This is a genomic window from Jeongeupia chitinilytica (assembly GCF_014652315.1).
Classification (GTDB): domain Bacteria; phylum Pseudomonadota; class Gammaproteobacteria; order Burkholderiales; family Chitinibacteraceae; genus Jeongeupia; species Jeongeupia chitinilytica.
Window position 1 is genome coordinate 60134 of sequence record NZ_BMYO01000010.1, and the last position, 14666, is coordinate 74799.

Consider the following 14666-nt stretch of genomic DNA (forward strand, 5'->3'; position numbering starts at 1 on the left):
TGCTCAGGATATCGATACCGATCCGGAGTGTGCGGCCGTGAAACGCTTCCTGATGATCGCCACGACCCTGGTGCTGACCACCGCCGCGTGGGCTTCCGGCGGCGGCAGTCCGCCTGCGGCCCGCAGCAACAGCAACGACACGCCGAAGGCCATTGCCGAGGCGCGCCAGTACATCGACCAGCAACAGTGGGATCAGGCCCTGCAGATTCTGGACGCCGCACGCCAGCGCGACCCGCGCAATGCCGACCTGTGGAACTGGACCGGCTATTGCGAGCGCAAGCGCGGCAACCTGCAGCAGGCCTTTGCCGCTTACGACGAAGCCTTGCGACTGAACCCGCGCCACCTCGGTGCGCATGAATACCTCGGCGAAGCCTGGCTGCAGGCCGGGCAGCCCGAGAAGGCACAGACCCAGCTCGACCAGCTGAAAACGCTGTGCGGCACTTGCGAGGAAGAACGCGATCTCGCCAGCGCCATCGACACCTACCGAGCCAAGGCGCAGTAGCCCGCGGCCGTCGGCATCAGATCTGGCGCGGAGACGTGGCCGACCGCATACGGCTGTACATCGCCCGCCTCCTCCGGCACCGGTCGGTCAATCCACAAGGCAAACCGCGTCAGCGTCCAGCTGGTCGGATCGTAGGCGACCAGCGCGGCACAAGCACCGTGTTCGCTGATCCGCTGGCACGACATCCCGGCTTCGGCAGCCCTCAAGTCCCCCAGCCCCCCGGCCGACGGCATGGCCATCTGCGTGCGGCTGGCAAACCGTGCGCCTGGCAGGTCCCCGGTCCAGCCCGCCTGCCAGACCGGCCGGCATTGCACCGACGGCCGGCCGAAATCGGCGCACAGTCCGGCGAAACCCGGGCCGCTCAGAAAGGCGTTCATTGCGACGATGTCCTGCCAGAGATAGAACGGTGCATACAGATTGTGCCGCGCCCCCTCGCTGTGCCGCGCGCTCAGGTAAGCCTTGAAAACCAGCCCGGACAGCCGGTCCGTCAGCCCGCCCCTGGTCGCAATCCGCGCGTCGATGATGGCCATGTCGTAGTCGGCCGGCAGCAGAATGCTGTACTGCATCGCGATCATTGCGGCGTCCCTCCATGGGCAGCATCGGGCGGCACGATCATCGTGGCGCGACCGAAACCGAACGACCAGCTGTCCGGTTCGGTGGTCGTAATCACCACCATGACATCGGCCGGCCGGATGCCCGGCGAAGCTTCGAGCAAGTGCACCAGAGAACCGAAGAAGGCCTGCTTGGTTTCGGTCGAGCGCGGCCGGCCGGCGGTCAGCGCGATCAGGACGAAATCGTCCGAACGCGGGCCGCCCAGATAGTCGCGATCGAACACCAGCGATCCCGGCGCAAGCTGTTCGATCACCTGAAAACGGTCACCGGCAGGCACTTCGAAAGACTGTTCGAGAGCCTGTTGCACCGCGTCCGAGACGGCCCGCAGCCAGGCCGGCGATTTGCCCTGCAAAAGCGATATCCGTGCGAAAGGCATGATGGTCACTCCTGTGCTTCGTCGAGCCGGCCCTGCACGGTCAGCGCCGATGCGGCAGCCGGCCAGCCGGCGTAGAACGCCAGATGCGTGCCCAGCTCGCGCAACTCCTCGTCGCTCACGCCGTGTGCGCGGGCCAGGTTGAAATGGAACGGCAGCTGTTCGCTTCGGCCCAGTGCCAGCAGCGTGGCCACCGTGATCAGGCTGCGGTCGCGCTTCGACAGCTGGGGACGCTGCCACACGTCACCGAACAGCACCTCGTCGGACAGCGCGGCGAGCTTCGGTGCCAGTTGGCCCAGCGCACGCTGGCCCAATCCATCCAGCAGGTTCATGGCATTGCTCCTTGGCAGGAAAACTTGACACCACCACCTTAGCGCCGCAATTTAATACTGAATATTGGAATGTTTTTGATCAACAATCCTGAAAAACGGGATTATCAATGCGACGCGTGCACTTTGATCTGGATGTCCTGCGCTGCTTCGTCACCGGCGTCGAGCTGGGCAGCTTTGCCAAGGCGGCAGACCGGCTCGGGCGTTCGACCTCGGCCGTCAGCGCCCAGTTGAAGAAGCTGGAAGATCAGGCCGGCACGCCCGTCCTGCGCAAGTCCGGCCGCGGGCTGGCGCTGACCGATGCCGGCGAGACGCTGCTCGCCTATGCACGGCGGTTGCTGGCGTTGAATGATGAGGCGGCCGATGCGCTGCACGGCATGCGCCAGACCAGCGAAGTCCGCCTCGGCCTGCCGGAGGATTTCGGTGAATCGCTGCTGCCGCAGCTGCTCGGGCAATTCGCCCGCGCGAATCCGGACGTCCGCCTTGACGTCACCGTCGGCCGCAATGCCGCGCTGATGGCGGCGATCGACACCGGGCAACTCGATCTGGCCCTGTCCTGGGATTCCGGCATGCCGGCGCGCCATGCCGAACGGCTGGGTACGGTGCCGATGTGCTGGATCGGACCGGCCGACACGGACCGGGCATGGCAGGTGGGAACGGCGTTGCCGCTGGTGGCCTTCGAGGCGCCGTGCCTGATGCGCAGCGCGGCCGCCGATGCGCTCGATCACGCCGGGATCGCCTGGCGGATTGCCTTTACCAGCACCAGTCTGGCCGGCATCTGGTCGGCCGTTGGCGCCGGGCTGGGCCTGGCGGTGCGCACACCGCTGGGTCTGCCGGAGCGGGTACGGCGGCTCGATGCCACCGAAACGGGATTGCCGGCCTTGCCGGCACTGGATTTGCGCCTGCTGTGCGCCGAAGCCGATCCGGCCCCGGCGGTCCGCGGCCTGCAGCACCTGCTGCAGCAGGCGCTGGCCGGCTGGTTCGATGCCACGCCGGACGGCGTGGCGGCGGGGCTTACTCGGCCGTGACGCCGTTGTCGGGCGCTTCGACCACGGCTTCGAAGGCGTTCACATCCGGATTGAACTGGAACAGTGCGCCCTGCTGGATGTCGAAGTACCAGCCGATCAGTGCCAGCTCGCCGGCAGCAACGCGTTCGGCGACGAAGGGGAAGGACATCAGGTTGTCGAGCGAGACGATGATCGCCGCCAGCTCGCAAGCACGGACCTGTGCTTCCGGGCTCTTGTAGTCGAGCTCGGCCAGCACTTGCTGCTTGGCCGGATTGGCGATGCTGACCCAGCTGCCGATGAAGTCGGTTTCGTTCGACGCATCGTCACCCGCCATCAGTGCGCCGATGCCGCCGCAGGCCGAATGACCCATGACGACGATCTGCCGCACCTTGAGGCTCTTGACCGCGTACTCGATCGCCGCCGACACACCGTGGTACTGGCCGCCGGTTTCGAACGGCGGGACCAGGTTGGCGACGTTGCGCACGACGAACAGGTCGCCCGGGTCGCAGTCGGTCAGGATGGCCGGATCGACGCGCGAGTCCGAACAGCCGATCAGCAGTGTCTTCGGCTTCTGCCGGCGCTTGAGGCTTTCGAACAGCCTGGTGTCTTCGCCGAAGTACTTGTGCTGGAAGCGGCGGAAGCCGCCAATGAACTTTTCGATGTCTTTCATGCTCACTAGATTCCCTGACTCGCTGCGCGCCGGAAGGCACAGATATAAACATCCCGGTAGGGGATTCTACCTGTTGCTGCGCAACATCGCCTTTGGCCTTGTGTAAGGACTCGACATCGGACAAAGCAGCCGGCTACATTGAACGGCACGCTTCGGAAAGCTTGTTCTGTTTTTTTGAACCATCTATTGCATATTTTCCGATATCCCATCCCGAGTCTGAGGCAATACTATTTGTCGCAGATCAATAATTCTGAATAAGGATTTTTCATGTCGCGAGACCGCTACGATCCGCTGCAAATGTCGCTGCACTGGCTGATGGCGCTGCTGATCTTCTCGGCCTTCGGGTTGATCTGGTACTTCAACAGTCTTGAACTGGGCCCGCAGACCTTCAAGCTCAAGTTCCAGATCATCGCCTGGCACAAATGGGCCGGTATCAGCGTGATGTTCCTGCTGATCCTGCGGCTGGCGTGGCGGCTGGGCCGTGGCGCACCGGCGCCGTTGCCGAACCAGCCGGCCTGGCAGCTCAAGGCGGCCGCCAGCATCCATCACCTGCTGTATCTGTTGATGTTCGCGCTGCCCTGTATCGGCTGGCTGATGAGTTCGGCCAAGGGCTATTCGGTCGTGCTGTTCGGTGAGTGGCCGCTGCCCGATCTCGTCGGCAAGAACGCCGAACTCGGCGAAACGCTGGCGACGATCCACTATTACCTCGGCTATACCCTGCTCGCACTGGTGGTGCTGCACGCCGCCGCCGCGATCAAGCATCACCTGATCGACCGCGACGCCACACTGTCGCGCATGTTGCCCTGGGGCCGCTGATCCGGCCCCGGACATCCACAACAAGGAGAACACGATGACCCGTTTCCGTACCACGCTGATTGCCGCAACGCTGGCCGCCGCGGCTTTCGTGCCGGCCCAGGCCGCGCAGACGCTGAACGCGGCCAAGAGCCAGATCGGCTTCACCTTCAAGCAGATGAACACGCCGAGCGACGGCAGCTTCAAGCGCTTTGCCGCCAACGTCGATTTCGACCCGGCCAAGCCGGAGGCCACCAGGGCCGAGTTCAGCGTCGACCTCGCCAGCATCGACACCGGCAGCCCGGATGGCGACAACGAAGCCAAGAAAAAGGCCTGGTTCAACACCGCAGCCACCCCGAAGGCCACCTTTACCGCCAAGAGCGTCAAGGCGCTCGGCAACGGCAAGTTCGAAGCCCGCGGCCCGCTGGTGATCAAGGGTGTGAGCCGCGACATCGTCTCGACCTTCACCGCCAAGCAGAACGGCGCCGAGCTGCAGCTTGACGGCAGCTTCCCGCTGCTGCGCCTGCAGTACAAGCTGGGCGACGGCGACTGGGCCGATACCGGCGCCGTGGCCGACGAAGTGCTGGTCAAGTACCGCTTCGTGCTGAACGGCAAGGCCGGCAAGTAAGCATGCAGCTGGACCAGATCGCCTTCGGCGTCACCGACTGGGACACGGTCGAGGAAACCGTGCACCCGGGCGAGACCGGCGAAGCGCGCTGGCGCACCCGCCAGTTCGGGAATGTGCGCGTGCGGCGCGTCAGCTACACGCCGGGCTATCTGGCCGATCACTGGTGCAGCAAGGGCCACATCCTGCTGTGCCTTTCCGGCGAGCTCGACACCGAACTTGCCGACGGCCGCCGCTACACGCTCCTGCCCGGCATGAGCTATCAGGTGGCCGACAACGCCGAACCGCACCGCTCGTCCACCCGGACCGGTGCCACCCTTTTCATCGTCGATTGACCCTGGAGTACACACATGAAAAAACTGATCCTCGCCGCAGCCTTCGCCACCGTTGCCTCGGCCGCCTTCGCCGCACCGGAAACCTACTCGATCGATCCGTCGCACACTGCGGCGCATTTCTCGATCAACCACCTCGGTTTCTCGACCCAGCAGGGCACGTTCGACAAGACCAGCGGCAGCATCGTGCTTGACGCCGAAAAGAAGAGCGGCAGCGTCGACATCAGCATCGACACCGCCAGCCTCGACACCGGCTGGGATGCGCGTGACAAGCACCTGAAGGGCGAAGACTTCTTCAATGTCGAGAAGTACCCGACCGCGACGTTCAAGTCGAAGAACTTCAAGTTCGACGGCGACAAGCTGGTTGCAGTCGACGGCGACTTCACCCTGCTCGGCGTCACCAAGCCGCTGACGCTGTCCGTGGCCGACTTCAAGTGCGGCCCGCACCCGATGATGAAGAAGCCGTGGTGCGGTGCCGCGGCGACTGCCGTGCTCAAGCGCAGCGATTTCGGCATGAAGGCTTACCTGCCGGCCGTGGGTGATGAAGTCAAACTGACGATCCAGGTCGAAGCCGGCAAGCAGTAAAAACCGCCTGTCTGCCCGCCCGCAAAAACCCGCGCTCGCCGCGGGTTTTTGCTTTTTCGGCCCCCTTACCGGCGAAAGCCGCTGCCTACACTGTAAGCACATGGGCCAGCGACAAGTTTTCACCGTGCAGCGAAAAACACGCGCGTATGAGCCCTGTATGGGACCATCAGGAGGTCATCATGAGCACAGGCACGCACGTCTCCATTGTCTGCATGGCCCTGTTGTCAGGGCTTTGCCTGGCATCGGCCCAGGCCGGCTACAGCGGCCCCGGCAGCGAAGCCACCGACGTCGACACCGCAGCGGCAGCGCTGCAGGCCCCCGACAAGACTTCGGTCAGTCTCGAGGGCTACATCATGCGCAAGCTCAAGGGCGATCGCTACGAGTTTCGCGACAAGAGCGGCGCCATCGGCATCGACATCGACGACGACCAATGGCCGAAGGAATCGATCAACGACCGCACCAAGATCCGCGTGATCGGCGACATCGACCGCTCCCTCAGCTGCATCGGCGTCACGGCACAGTCGCTTGAAGTCCTGCCGGCCGACGCCGATACGCCGAAGGCCGCACCGCAGAAAACCACCTCGGCCAAAAAGCCGGTCACAACGGCCACGGCCAAGAAGCCCAAGACCGGCAACTAGCGCCCTGCGCCGGCCAGCCAGCGACCGATCCGGTCGTCGCCGGCCAGCGCATCCAGCCACCAGCGCAAGGCCCGGCCCGCGCCACTGGTACGCCAGGCGGCGTAGAGCCGGGTTGGCGGCTTCACTTCTTCGATCGCCTTGCGCACCAGTCGCCCGTCCGCCAGATAGGGCGCGGCCACGCAGTGCGGCAGATATCCGCAGCCGAGCCCGGCCAGCTGCACGTCGAGCTTGGCGGCCAGATCGGGTACGGTCAGCGTCTCCTGTCCCGAAAGAATGCCGACGGTGCGCGGCATCAGGTGGCGCGAACTGTCGGCGATCGCGCACGAACGGTGCTGCTGGATCTGTGCCGCCTGCAGGGGCTCGGGCAGCACCGCCAGCGGATGTTGTGGTGCAACGGCGAAAATGAACTCGCAGTCACCCAGATAGTGCGTGGCATAGCCGCCCCCGTGCGGCCCCTCGAGCGATGCGCCGATGACGAGGTCGGCACGATGGTCGACCAGGGCCTCCCAGACGCCACCGAGCGTTTCCCGCGAAAAGCGCAGTCGTGTCCCGGATTGAAGCGCGTCGAACTCGGCGATCCAGTCGTGCAGCAGCGACAGCGGCATCAGCGCGTCGATGGCGATGTTCAGCTCGGTTTCCCAGCCGGTTGCCACCCGCTTGACCCGGCATTCCAGATCGCCGGCCGCGCGCAGCAGGTGTCGTCCTTCTTCGAGCAGTGTCTCGCCGGCCGGTGTCAGCCGGGCGCGGTGACCGCTGCGGTCGAACAGCTGCACGTCGAGTTCGTCCTCGAGTTTCTTGACCATATAGGTGACGGCCGACGGGACCCGGTGCACCGCTTCGGCGGCGGCGGCAAAGCTGCCCTTGCGGGCAATGGCATCGATGATTTCCAGCGATTCGAGGTTGAGCCTGAGCATGACGGCCATCCATTCATAAATTCGAACAAGATGTCCATATCTTTTCGCTATCAACACATGAAGTCAAGGAATAGCATGGCGTTACTGGTTCAACAACTTAGAAGGAGTACACCATGATCAAGCTGCGCAAAGCCGGCGAACGCGGCCATGCCAACCACGGCTGGCTGGACTCCTGGCACAGCTTCTCGTTTGCCGGTTACTACGATCCGGCCCACGTGCACTTCGGCGCGCTGCGCGTCATCAACGACGACCGCGTCGCACCGGGCATGGGTTTCGGCACGCACCCGCACAGCGACATGGAAATCATCAGCTATGTGCTCGAAGGCGAACTCGAGCACAAGGACAGCATGGGCAACGGCTCGGTGATCCGTCCCGGCAGCGTCCAGCGCATGAGCGCCGGCACCGGCGTGCTGCATTCGGAGTTCAATCCGTCGAAGCAGAACGCCGCGCACTTCCTGCAGATCTGGGTGATGCCGGACCGCAAGGGCGTGACGCCGTCGTACGAGGAAACGCATTTCGGCGACGAGGAAAAACGCGGTCGCCTGCGTCTGGTGGCCAGCAACGACGGCGCCAACGGCTCGGTAACGATCAATCAGGACCTGCGTCTGTACAGCGGGCTGTTTGATGGCGACGAAACCGCGACCCTGCCGCTGGCTGCGGACCGACGTGCCTATGTGCATGTTGCCCGCGGCAACGCCGAAGTCAACGGCATCGCACTGGAAGCCGGTGATGCACTGATGCTCAGCGACGAGACGTCGGTCACGGTCGCCGCCGGCCAGCAGGCCGAGGTGCTGGTGTTCGACCTTGCCTGATGACCGACGACCCGGACCATAGGGTCCGGGTCGTCGGCCGGTGAAGCCCCGGGCCATTTCAGCCCGGGGCTTCGCTGACCGAATCAATGAACGGGCGGGATGTTCCCGCCCGGCGTTCAGCGCGGCTTCGTGCCGGGTGCGAGCCGGCTCAGGATGGCATGCGCCGCATCGATCCGGGCCGGAATCGGGAAGTTCCGGTTCGCCAGCATCACGATGCCGATCCGCTCCTCGGGCACGAAAGCCACGTAGGCGCCGAATCCGTTCGTTGCGCCGGTCTTGTTGAACAGCGTCGCGCCGGACGGCGTGCGTGGCGGGGTCAGCTTCACCGCCGGATTGGGCTTCATGCTCACCTCCGGCGAGTTGCCGGCCTGCAGTCGCTGCAGCGAAACCGGATACGGATACTGCTCCCAGCCCAGCCCCTGCACCATCCCGCCGATCCTGAAGTAGCCGGTATGACTACCCTCGACGGCGCGCCGCATCGGCCCTTCAAGCCCGGCCGGATCGATGTTTGCCTGCACGAAACGGGCCATGTCGGCCGCCGAGGACTTGATGCCGTAGGCTTCCGCATCGAACATGCCCGGATTCACCCGGATGGCTTTGTTCGTCTTGTCGTAACCCCATGCATAGCGGGCCATCGCGCCCTGCGGTACACGGACATAACTCCGATTCAGGCCGAGCGCAGGGAAAAGCCGGCTTTCCACCGCGTCGGCAAAATTGCTTTTCAGTGCGATCGCGGTGACATGCCCGAGCAGACCGATGCTGGGGTTGGAATACCTGCGCAGTACGCCCGGTTCGGCATCGGGCTGCCACTGCCGGAAATAGTCGATCATCTGCGCGTCGTCCGACACGGCGTCGGGAAACTGCAGCGGCAAGCCACCGGCACTGTACGTGCCCAGTTCGAGCAGGCTGGCCCTGTCGACCGGAAATCCGGCCAGCGCGGGCATGTATCGCCCGGGGTGGTCGCCCAGCGACAGCGCTCCTGTTTCCTGCGCGTACAGCGCCAGCGTTGCCGTGAACGTCTTGCTGACGGAACCGAGTTCGAACAGCGTGTTCTCGCTGACCGGGGTCTGGTCCTGTCGCGATGCGACGCCGTAGCTGTAGAAGTGCGGCCGGCCGTCGACGATCACCGCGACGGCCATGCCAGGCACGTCGTACTGCTGGATCACCGGGCGGATCGCCGCATCGACGATGCCGCGAATTCCGGCGTCGTCGTCCGCGCGGGCGACAAGGGGGAGACAGGCCGCGACAACGGGCGCGATCAGGGCGAGGCATTTGGGCAGGACGTTCAAGCGGGTACCTTTTCAGCGGGGCTTCGGCGGACGGCGCCATCGCGCCGACCGGCAGAGCGTGACCGGTTTGCCCGTCACGGACAATCCGGCAAATTCCCGCCACGCGGTGCCGTCAGAGCGGCTTGACCACCCACTTGAGGCCGTCGTCTTCCGGGTGCGGCTTGACCTCGAAGCCGAGCGACTTCATGAACGACAGCATGGTCTTGTTGCTGGTGAGCACTTCGCCCTCGACCACCGACAGACGCATGTCGCGCGCGGCATCGAACAGCGCGTTCATCAACCGGTTGCCCAGCCCCTTGCCCTGCCAGGCATCGTCGATGACGATGGCGAACTCGCAGCTGTCGTAATCCGGGTTGACGACGAAACGTGCCACCGCAACGATGGCCTCGCCCCCGCCCGACTCGACCGCGGCGACCAGCGCCAGCTCGCGGGCGTAGTCGATCTGGGTGAAGCGCGCCAGCTGCGCCTGCGGCAGCGACTTCAGCGTGCTCATGTAGCGGTTGTAGCGCGTTTCCTCCGACAGGCTGGCAACGAAGGCGATGATCAGCTCGGCGTCTTCGGGCCGGATCGGCCGGATCGTCACCGGCATGCCGTTCTTCAGCTGCGTCACCTGCACCAGCTGCGACGGGTAAGGATGGATCGCCATATGCCCGTAACGGCGCGCTTCCGGCGCCACCGGTGCGACGATGATCCGCGCATCGACGGCGATCACGCCGCCCTCGTCGACGACCAGCGGATTGATGTCGAGATGCTGGATCTGCGGCAGCTCGCACACCATTTCCGACACGCGCAGCAGCACCGCCTTGATTGCGTCGAGATCGGCGGCCGGCTGGTTGCGGAAGGTCTCGAGCATTTTCTTCACCCGGGTCCGGCGGATCAGGTTCTCGGCCAGGTATTCGTTCAGCGGCGGCAGCGCCACGGCGACGTCGTTGAACACCTCGACCGCGATGCCGCCGGCGCCGAAGGTGATCACCGGGCCGAAAGCGCGGTCATGGGCGACGCCGACCATCAGCTCGCGGGCGTTCTTCTTGCCGTGCATCGGTTGCACGGTCAGGCCCTTGAGGCTGTCGCCGAGCCGGTCGCGTGCGCGCGCCAGCATCTTGTTCGCTTCGGCCGCCACCTGCACCAGGCTGGTCAGGTTCAGCGCCACGCCGTCGATGTCGGTCTTGTGCAGCACGCCCTCCGCGTCGACCTTCAGTGCCACCGGCAACCCCATGCCCATGGCCGCATTCACGGCCTCGTCGGCACTGGCCGCACGCATCGTCAGCGTCACCGGAATGTTGAAGGCACGCAGGATGGCCTTGGACTCGATCTCGTCGAGCACGCTCCGCCCGCTGGCAACGACGCCGTCGATGATCAGCCGGGCGGTTTCCAGATCGGGCGCATCCCACTCGCCGATCGGCCCCGGCGTCTGCAGCAGCAACTGCTGGTTGTACTGCCAGGCGGCGAGCGAATAGAACACCTCGATCGCCTGTTCCGGCGCATGGAAGTAGGCGCAGCCCGCCTTGGCCAGCAGGTTGCGGCTGGCCTCGACCTTCTTGCCGCCGATCCAGGCGAACAGGATGGGCTTGTCGTGCGCCTTGCGCAGCGCCGCGAGCACGCGTGCGGTTTCCATGTCGTCGGTGCCGGCCTGCGGCGTGAAGATCACCAGCACGCCGTCGACCTGCGGATCGTCGAGCATGATGCTGGTCGCCGCCTCGAAGCGCGAGGCCGGGGCGTTGCCGAGGATGTCGACCGGATTGTCGCGGCTGGTCTGGCCCGGAATGATCGCATCGAGCCGCGCCACGGTTTCCGGCGCCAGCTTGGGCAGCGGCACGTTCAGGTCGCGCGCGCGGTCGACGGCCATCAGCCCGGCGCCGATCCCGTTGGTCAGGATCGCCAGCCGGCGCCCCTTGACGCGATAGTTGTTGGTCAGCACCCGCGCAGCGGTGAAGATCTGGTTGATCGAGCGTACCCGCAGCACGCCGGCCCGGCGCAAGGCGTTGTCGAACACGTCGTCGCGGCCGATCAGCCGCTCCGAGTGCGTCCGGCCCAGCTTGACCTCGTCGTCGTAACGGCCGACCTTGAGCACCAGCACCGGCTTGGATCGCGCCGCGGCACGCAGCGACGACATCAGCATGCGGGCGTCGTGCACGTCTTCGATGTAGATCAGGATGCTCTTGGTCTTGTTGTCGGCAACGAGGTAGTCCAGCGTTTCGCCGACGTCGACGTCGGCCGCCACGCCCAGCGAGACCACCGAGGAAAAACCGATGTCGTGCGACTCGGCCCAGTCGAGGATCGCCGAGGTGACCGACGAGGACTGCGATACCAGCGCCATGTTGCCCGGCTTGATCTTGCCGATGTAGTTGGCGGCGGGAAACTTGCTCGCCCCGCGGGCCGTGCCGAACACCGTCGGCCCGATCAGGCGGATGCCGTACTGGCGCGCCCGCACGAGAATGCGGTCGAGCAGCTTGCGGGTTCTGGCATCGGTGCCGACGAAATCGCAGCTCATGATCACCGCCGCCCGGATGCCGGCGCGACCGCACTCCTCGATCACGTCCGGCAGCGTTTTCGACGGCGTGGTGATCAGCGCCAGCTCGACCGGACTGCCGATGTCGCGCACGTGCTTGAACGCGGCCACGCCCTGCACCTTGGCATGCCGCAGGTTCACCGGAAATACCTTGCCCGTGTAGCCGGATTCGAGCAGGTTGGCGAGGACCACCGCCCCGACCGAACCGGCACGCTCCGAAGCACCGATCACCGCCACCGAGCGCGGATCGAACAGAGGGGTCAGGTAGTGTTTTTTCATGGCCCAAGCCTTTGCCGGTTATGCCGTCATTCTAATGGCAGTGCGACAGTGCGCGCTGCGGCGGATCAACACTGGCGCATTCTGCCATTGCCCGATCACGCCGGATGCGGCCGAAATCACCTACCGCTATAATTCGTCCCGTTTCCTATCAACCCGCATCAGGACGCAGCATGGACATCAGCAAGATCCCGGCCGGCAAGGACCTGCCGAACGACTTCAACGTCATCATCGAAATCCCGGCCAACGCTCCGCCGGTGAAGTACGAATTCGACAAGGAAGCCGGCTGCATCATCGTCGACCGTTTTGTCGGTACCTCGATGTCGTATCCGATGAACTACGGCTTCGTGCCGCACACCCTGTCGCTGGATGGCGATCCGGTCGACGTGCTGGTCCACACCCCGTTCCCGCTGTCGCCGGGCATGGTCATCAAGTGCCGCGCCATCGGCGTGTTGGGCATGGAAGACGAAGCCGGTCAGGACGCCAAGGTCATCGCCGTGCCGGTCGAGAAAGTGTGTGCGATGTACGCCCACATCCAGAAGCTGGAAGACCTGCCGGAGCTGCTGCTCGCGCAAGTGAAGCATTACTTCGAGCACTACAAGGACCTGGAGAAGGGCAAGTGGGTCAAGGTCACCGGCTGGGGCGACAAGGCCGCCGCCCAGGCCGAGATCGTCACGAGCTTCGAGCGCGCCCAGAAAGGCTGATTGCATATCCGCCCTGCAGAAAAAGCCGGTCATCGACCGGCTTTTTTTCATGGCCCTGTTGTACCGCTGCATCACCCGCCAGCCGGCAAGCGCCCTTCGCCCGCGCCCTGCACCGCCCTCGCTCGCCTGTGATCGCAGGCGGACCGCCGCCTGTTCCGATCCCCCTATGCCGTCCAGGGTCCGCCGTTGCTGGCTTGAACACGTCTCGGCCGCAAACGGCCGGTCGTACCCTTGATGACAGGTTGTTTATGGAAACAGTTTCAATGTCTTTTAATTACGTTTGATACCAAATTTGCAGCGTCCTACAGTCCTTCCTGTTGAGTTTCACAACTTTTCACAAGAACAGCCGCTGTTTTTGCACGGAGCACGCGGCAAGAAACTGACTGCACAGAGAAGGAGTCGTTCATGCAACACCGCAAACTGTACCGAAACACCCTGTCCGCCCTGCTGCTCGCCGCCGGTCTGGCCAGCCCGGCCATGGCCGCGATCACCATCGGCGGCTCGATGGAAACCGACATCCTCTACGAAGGATCGAACGCCGACGGCTTCAGCGACAACGCCCAGCTCGACGTCGAACCGCGGATCTTCTTCCAGGGGGACGACAAGCTCGACAACGGCTCGAGCGTGATCTGGAAAATCTGGACCGGCGCCGAGAACTACCGGACCGGCAAGGACAATGACATCAACGGCGGCAACGGCCCGGCCAACTGGGGCAACCGCGAAGCCTGGGGCGGCTGGAAGGGAGACTGGGGCCAGTTGCGCTTCGGCAAGATCTACTCGCCGTCCTACCTGGTACTCGACTGGCCGTACGCCGCACAGGGCGGTTCGATGCATGTCGAGGAAGTCGGCGTCATCGGCTTCAACGTCGAGAACTCGATCGTCTACGACTCGCCGAACCTGAACGGCTTCACCGTGTCGGCGATGTACTCGCTGCGCACGCAACAGAACAACACCGAAGGCGGCGGCGACGAGTACTTTGCCGACGTCACCGCCGGTTATGCCGGCCACAACGCCACGGTCAACGTCGGCTACCAGCAGGCCAAACCGCGGCTGCAGAGCGGCTCGGCCAGCGACGATGTCGACAAGTTCGGCTTCATCGCCGGCGGCTACACCTTCGGTGACAGCGGCTGGACCGTCCGTGGCGGCTACAAGTGGTGGGACTGCAGCGCATCGGCCCACGCCAACGCCGCAGCCGGCACCGACCAGAGCCTCGACGACGCGGTCGGCAGCTGCAACTACTTTACCGGTCCGGAACAGCAGCAGGCGTGGGTCCAGGGGCTCTACACCACCGGCAAGCACAGCTTCGCGGTCGGCTACAACTACTTCTGGGGCGCCAAGGACATCAACGGCAACAGGATCGACGACAGCGACAGCCAGACGCTGCTGGCGCGCTATACGTATGCGCTGTCGAAGAACACCTCGGCCTACTTCGACACCCGCTTCAGCACCAACGACACCAACGGCACCATCGGCGCCACCTACGGCACGTCATACAAGCCGGGCACCGATTCGTACCGGCTGCTGATCGGCACCTGGACCGGTTTCTGAACGCCGGCCCGTCCCGACAACAAGCCCGCCTCGGCGGGCTTTTTTCATGCACCAGTCCGCCCTGCATGCCGCACCATCTTCGCCACCCAGCACCCTTAATGTGCATTCGCACCGATCAAGCGGACAACGATGCACACTATCGGTGCAAC

At 64.6% G+C, this 14666-nt stretch carries 17 protein-coding genes; 10 read left to right on the forward strand and 7 right to left on the reverse strand.

Translation table 11 applies throughout. The annotated features are described in order from the left end of the window. Nucleotides 1–37 precede the first annotated feature (37 nt). Nucleotides 38–502, forward strand: coding sequence for a tetratricopeptide repeat protein (locus tag IE097_RS17030; RefSeq protein ID WP_189462080.1), 465 nt, complete (start codon nt 38–40; stop codon nt 500–502). On the opposite strand, the gene IE097_RS17035 is transcribed toward IE097_RS17030, so the two are convergent. The 3 genes from IE097_RS17035 to IE097_RS17045 are packed head-to-tail and all read right to left on the reverse strand — an operon-like array spanning nt 481 to nt 1819. After that, entirely contained in the window at nt 481–1077 is a 597-nt protein-coding gene (locus tag IE097_RS17035) for a DUF4865 family protein (RefSeq protein WP_189462081.1), read from the reverse strand. The two genes, IE097_RS17030 and IE097_RS17035, sit on opposite strands and share 22 nt — an antisense overlap. Continuing rightward, entirely contained in the window at nt 1074–1490 is a 417-nt protein-coding gene (locus IE097_RS17040) for a tautomerase family protein (RefSeq protein ID WP_189462084.1), read from the reverse strand. Before IE097_RS17040 ends, IE097_RS17035 begins: the two co-directional genes overlap by 4 nt. 5 nt (nt 1491–1495) lie before the next feature. Beyond that, the gene (locus tag IE097_RS17045; protein WP_189462086.1) at nt 1496–1819 is read right to left on the reverse strand and encodes a carboxymuconolactone decarboxylase family protein; all 324 of its coding nucleotides are present in this window, start codon (nt 1817–1819) and stop codon (nt 1496–1498) included. 107 nt (nt 1820–1926) lie between these two features. Here IE097_RS17045 and IE097_RS17050 point away from each other — a divergent pair, with 107 nt between their 5' ends. Next, nucleotides 1927–2844 carry a LysR substrate-binding domain-containing protein gene (locus IE097_RS17050; protein WP_189462088.1) on the forward strand — a complete coding sequence of 306 codons (918 nt, stop codon included), beginning with the start codon at nt 1927–1929 and terminating at the stop codon, nt 2842–2844. Here the strand turns inward: IE097_RS17050 and IE097_RS17055 are convergent. Further along, complete coding sequence (locus IE097_RS17055; protein WP_189462089.1) at nt 2831–3493, reverse strand: carbonic anhydrase; 663 nt, start codon at nt 3491–3493, stop codon at nt 2831–2833. The two genes, IE097_RS17050 and IE097_RS17055, sit on opposite strands and share 14 nt — an antisense overlap. Before the next feature lie 267 nt (nt 3494–3760). On the opposite strand from IE097_RS17055, the gene IE097_RS17060 reads away from it, so the two are divergent. From IE097_RS17060 to IE097_RS17080, 5 genes are all read left to right on the forward strand, one after another. After that, nucleotides 3761–4309 carry a cytochrome b gene (locus IE097_RS17060; RefSeq protein WP_189462091.1) on the forward strand — a complete coding sequence of 183 codons (549 nt, stop codon included), beginning with the start codon at nt 3761–3763 and terminating at the stop codon, nt 4307–4309. A gap of 34 nt (nt 4310–4343) precedes the next feature. After that, on the forward strand, nt 4344–4913 hold the full coding sequence (locus tag IE097_RS17065) for a YceI family protein (RefSeq protein WP_189462092.1): 570 nt from the start codon (nt 4344–4346) through the stop codon (nt 4911–4913). A 2-nt stretch (nt 4914–4915) separates the two neighbouring features. Then, nucleotides 4916–5245 (forward strand): DHCW motif cupin fold protein, encoded by a 330-nt coding sequence (locus tag IE097_RS17070; protein WP_189462094.1) that lies wholly within the window; start codon nt 4916–4918, stop codon nt 5243–5245. Between the two features lie 15 nt (nt 5246–5260). Further along, nucleotides 5261–5827 carry a YceI family protein gene (locus IE097_RS17075; RefSeq protein ID WP_189462095.1) on the forward strand — a complete coding sequence of 189 codons (567 nt, stop codon included), beginning with the start codon at nt 5261–5263 and terminating at the stop codon, nt 5825–5827. 179 nt (nt 5828–6006) lie between these two features. Continuing rightward, nucleotides 6007–6465 (forward strand): YgiW/YdeI family stress tolerance OB fold protein, encoded by a 459-nt coding sequence (locus IE097_RS17080; protein WP_189462097.1) that lies wholly within the window; start codon nt 6007–6009, stop codon nt 6463–6465. Here the strand turns inward: IE097_RS17080 and IE097_RS17085 are convergent. Next, nucleotides 6462–7379 carry a LysR family transcriptional regulator gene (locus tag IE097_RS17085; RefSeq protein ID WP_189462099.1) on the reverse strand — a complete coding sequence of 306 codons (918 nt, stop codon included), beginning with the start codon at nt 7377–7379 and terminating at the stop codon, nt 6462–6464. The genes IE097_RS17080 and IE097_RS17085 overlap by 4 nt on opposite strands. A gap of 113 nt (nt 7380–7492) precedes the next feature. Here IE097_RS17085 and IE097_RS17090 point away from each other — a divergent pair, with 113 nt between their 5' ends. After that, the gene (locus tag IE097_RS17090) at nt 7493–8191 is read left to right on the forward strand and encodes a pirin family protein (protein ID WP_189462100.1); all 699 of its coding nucleotides are present in this window, start codon (nt 7493–7495) and stop codon (nt 8189–8191) included. 116 nt (nt 8192–8307) lie between these two features. Here IE097_RS17090 and ampC read toward each other — a convergent pair whose 3' ends face one another. Together ampC and IE097_RS17100 are read right to left on the reverse strand one after the other, a co-directional pair. After that, nucleotides 8308–9471 (reverse strand): class C beta-lactamase, encoded by a 1164-nt coding sequence (gene ampC, locus IE097_RS17095; RefSeq protein ID WP_189462205.1) that lies wholly within the window; start codon nt 9469–9471, stop codon nt 8308–8310. Nucleotides 9472–9592: 121 nt separating this feature from the next. Next, on the reverse strand, nt 9593–12268 hold the full coding sequence (locus IE097_RS17100) for a bifunctional acetate--CoA ligase family protein/GNAT family N-acetyltransferase (RefSeq protein WP_189462101.1): 2676 nt from the start codon (nt 12266–12268) through the stop codon (nt 9593–9595). Nucleotides 12269–12438: 170 nt separating this feature from the next. Here IE097_RS17100 and ppa point away from each other — a divergent pair, with 170 nt between their 5' ends. Continuing rightward, complete coding sequence (gene ppa, locus IE097_RS17105; RefSeq protein WP_070527721.1) at nt 12439–12969, forward strand: inorganic diphosphatase; 531 nt, start codon at nt 12439–12441, stop codon at nt 12967–12969. 405 nt (nt 12970–13374) lie between these two features. Then, nucleotides 13375–14517, forward strand: a complete 1143-nt coding sequence (locus IE097_RS17110) for a porin (protein WP_189462102.1) — start codon at nt 13375–13377, stop codon at nt 14515–14517. The last annotated feature ends 149 nt before the right edge of the window (nt 14518–14666 follow it).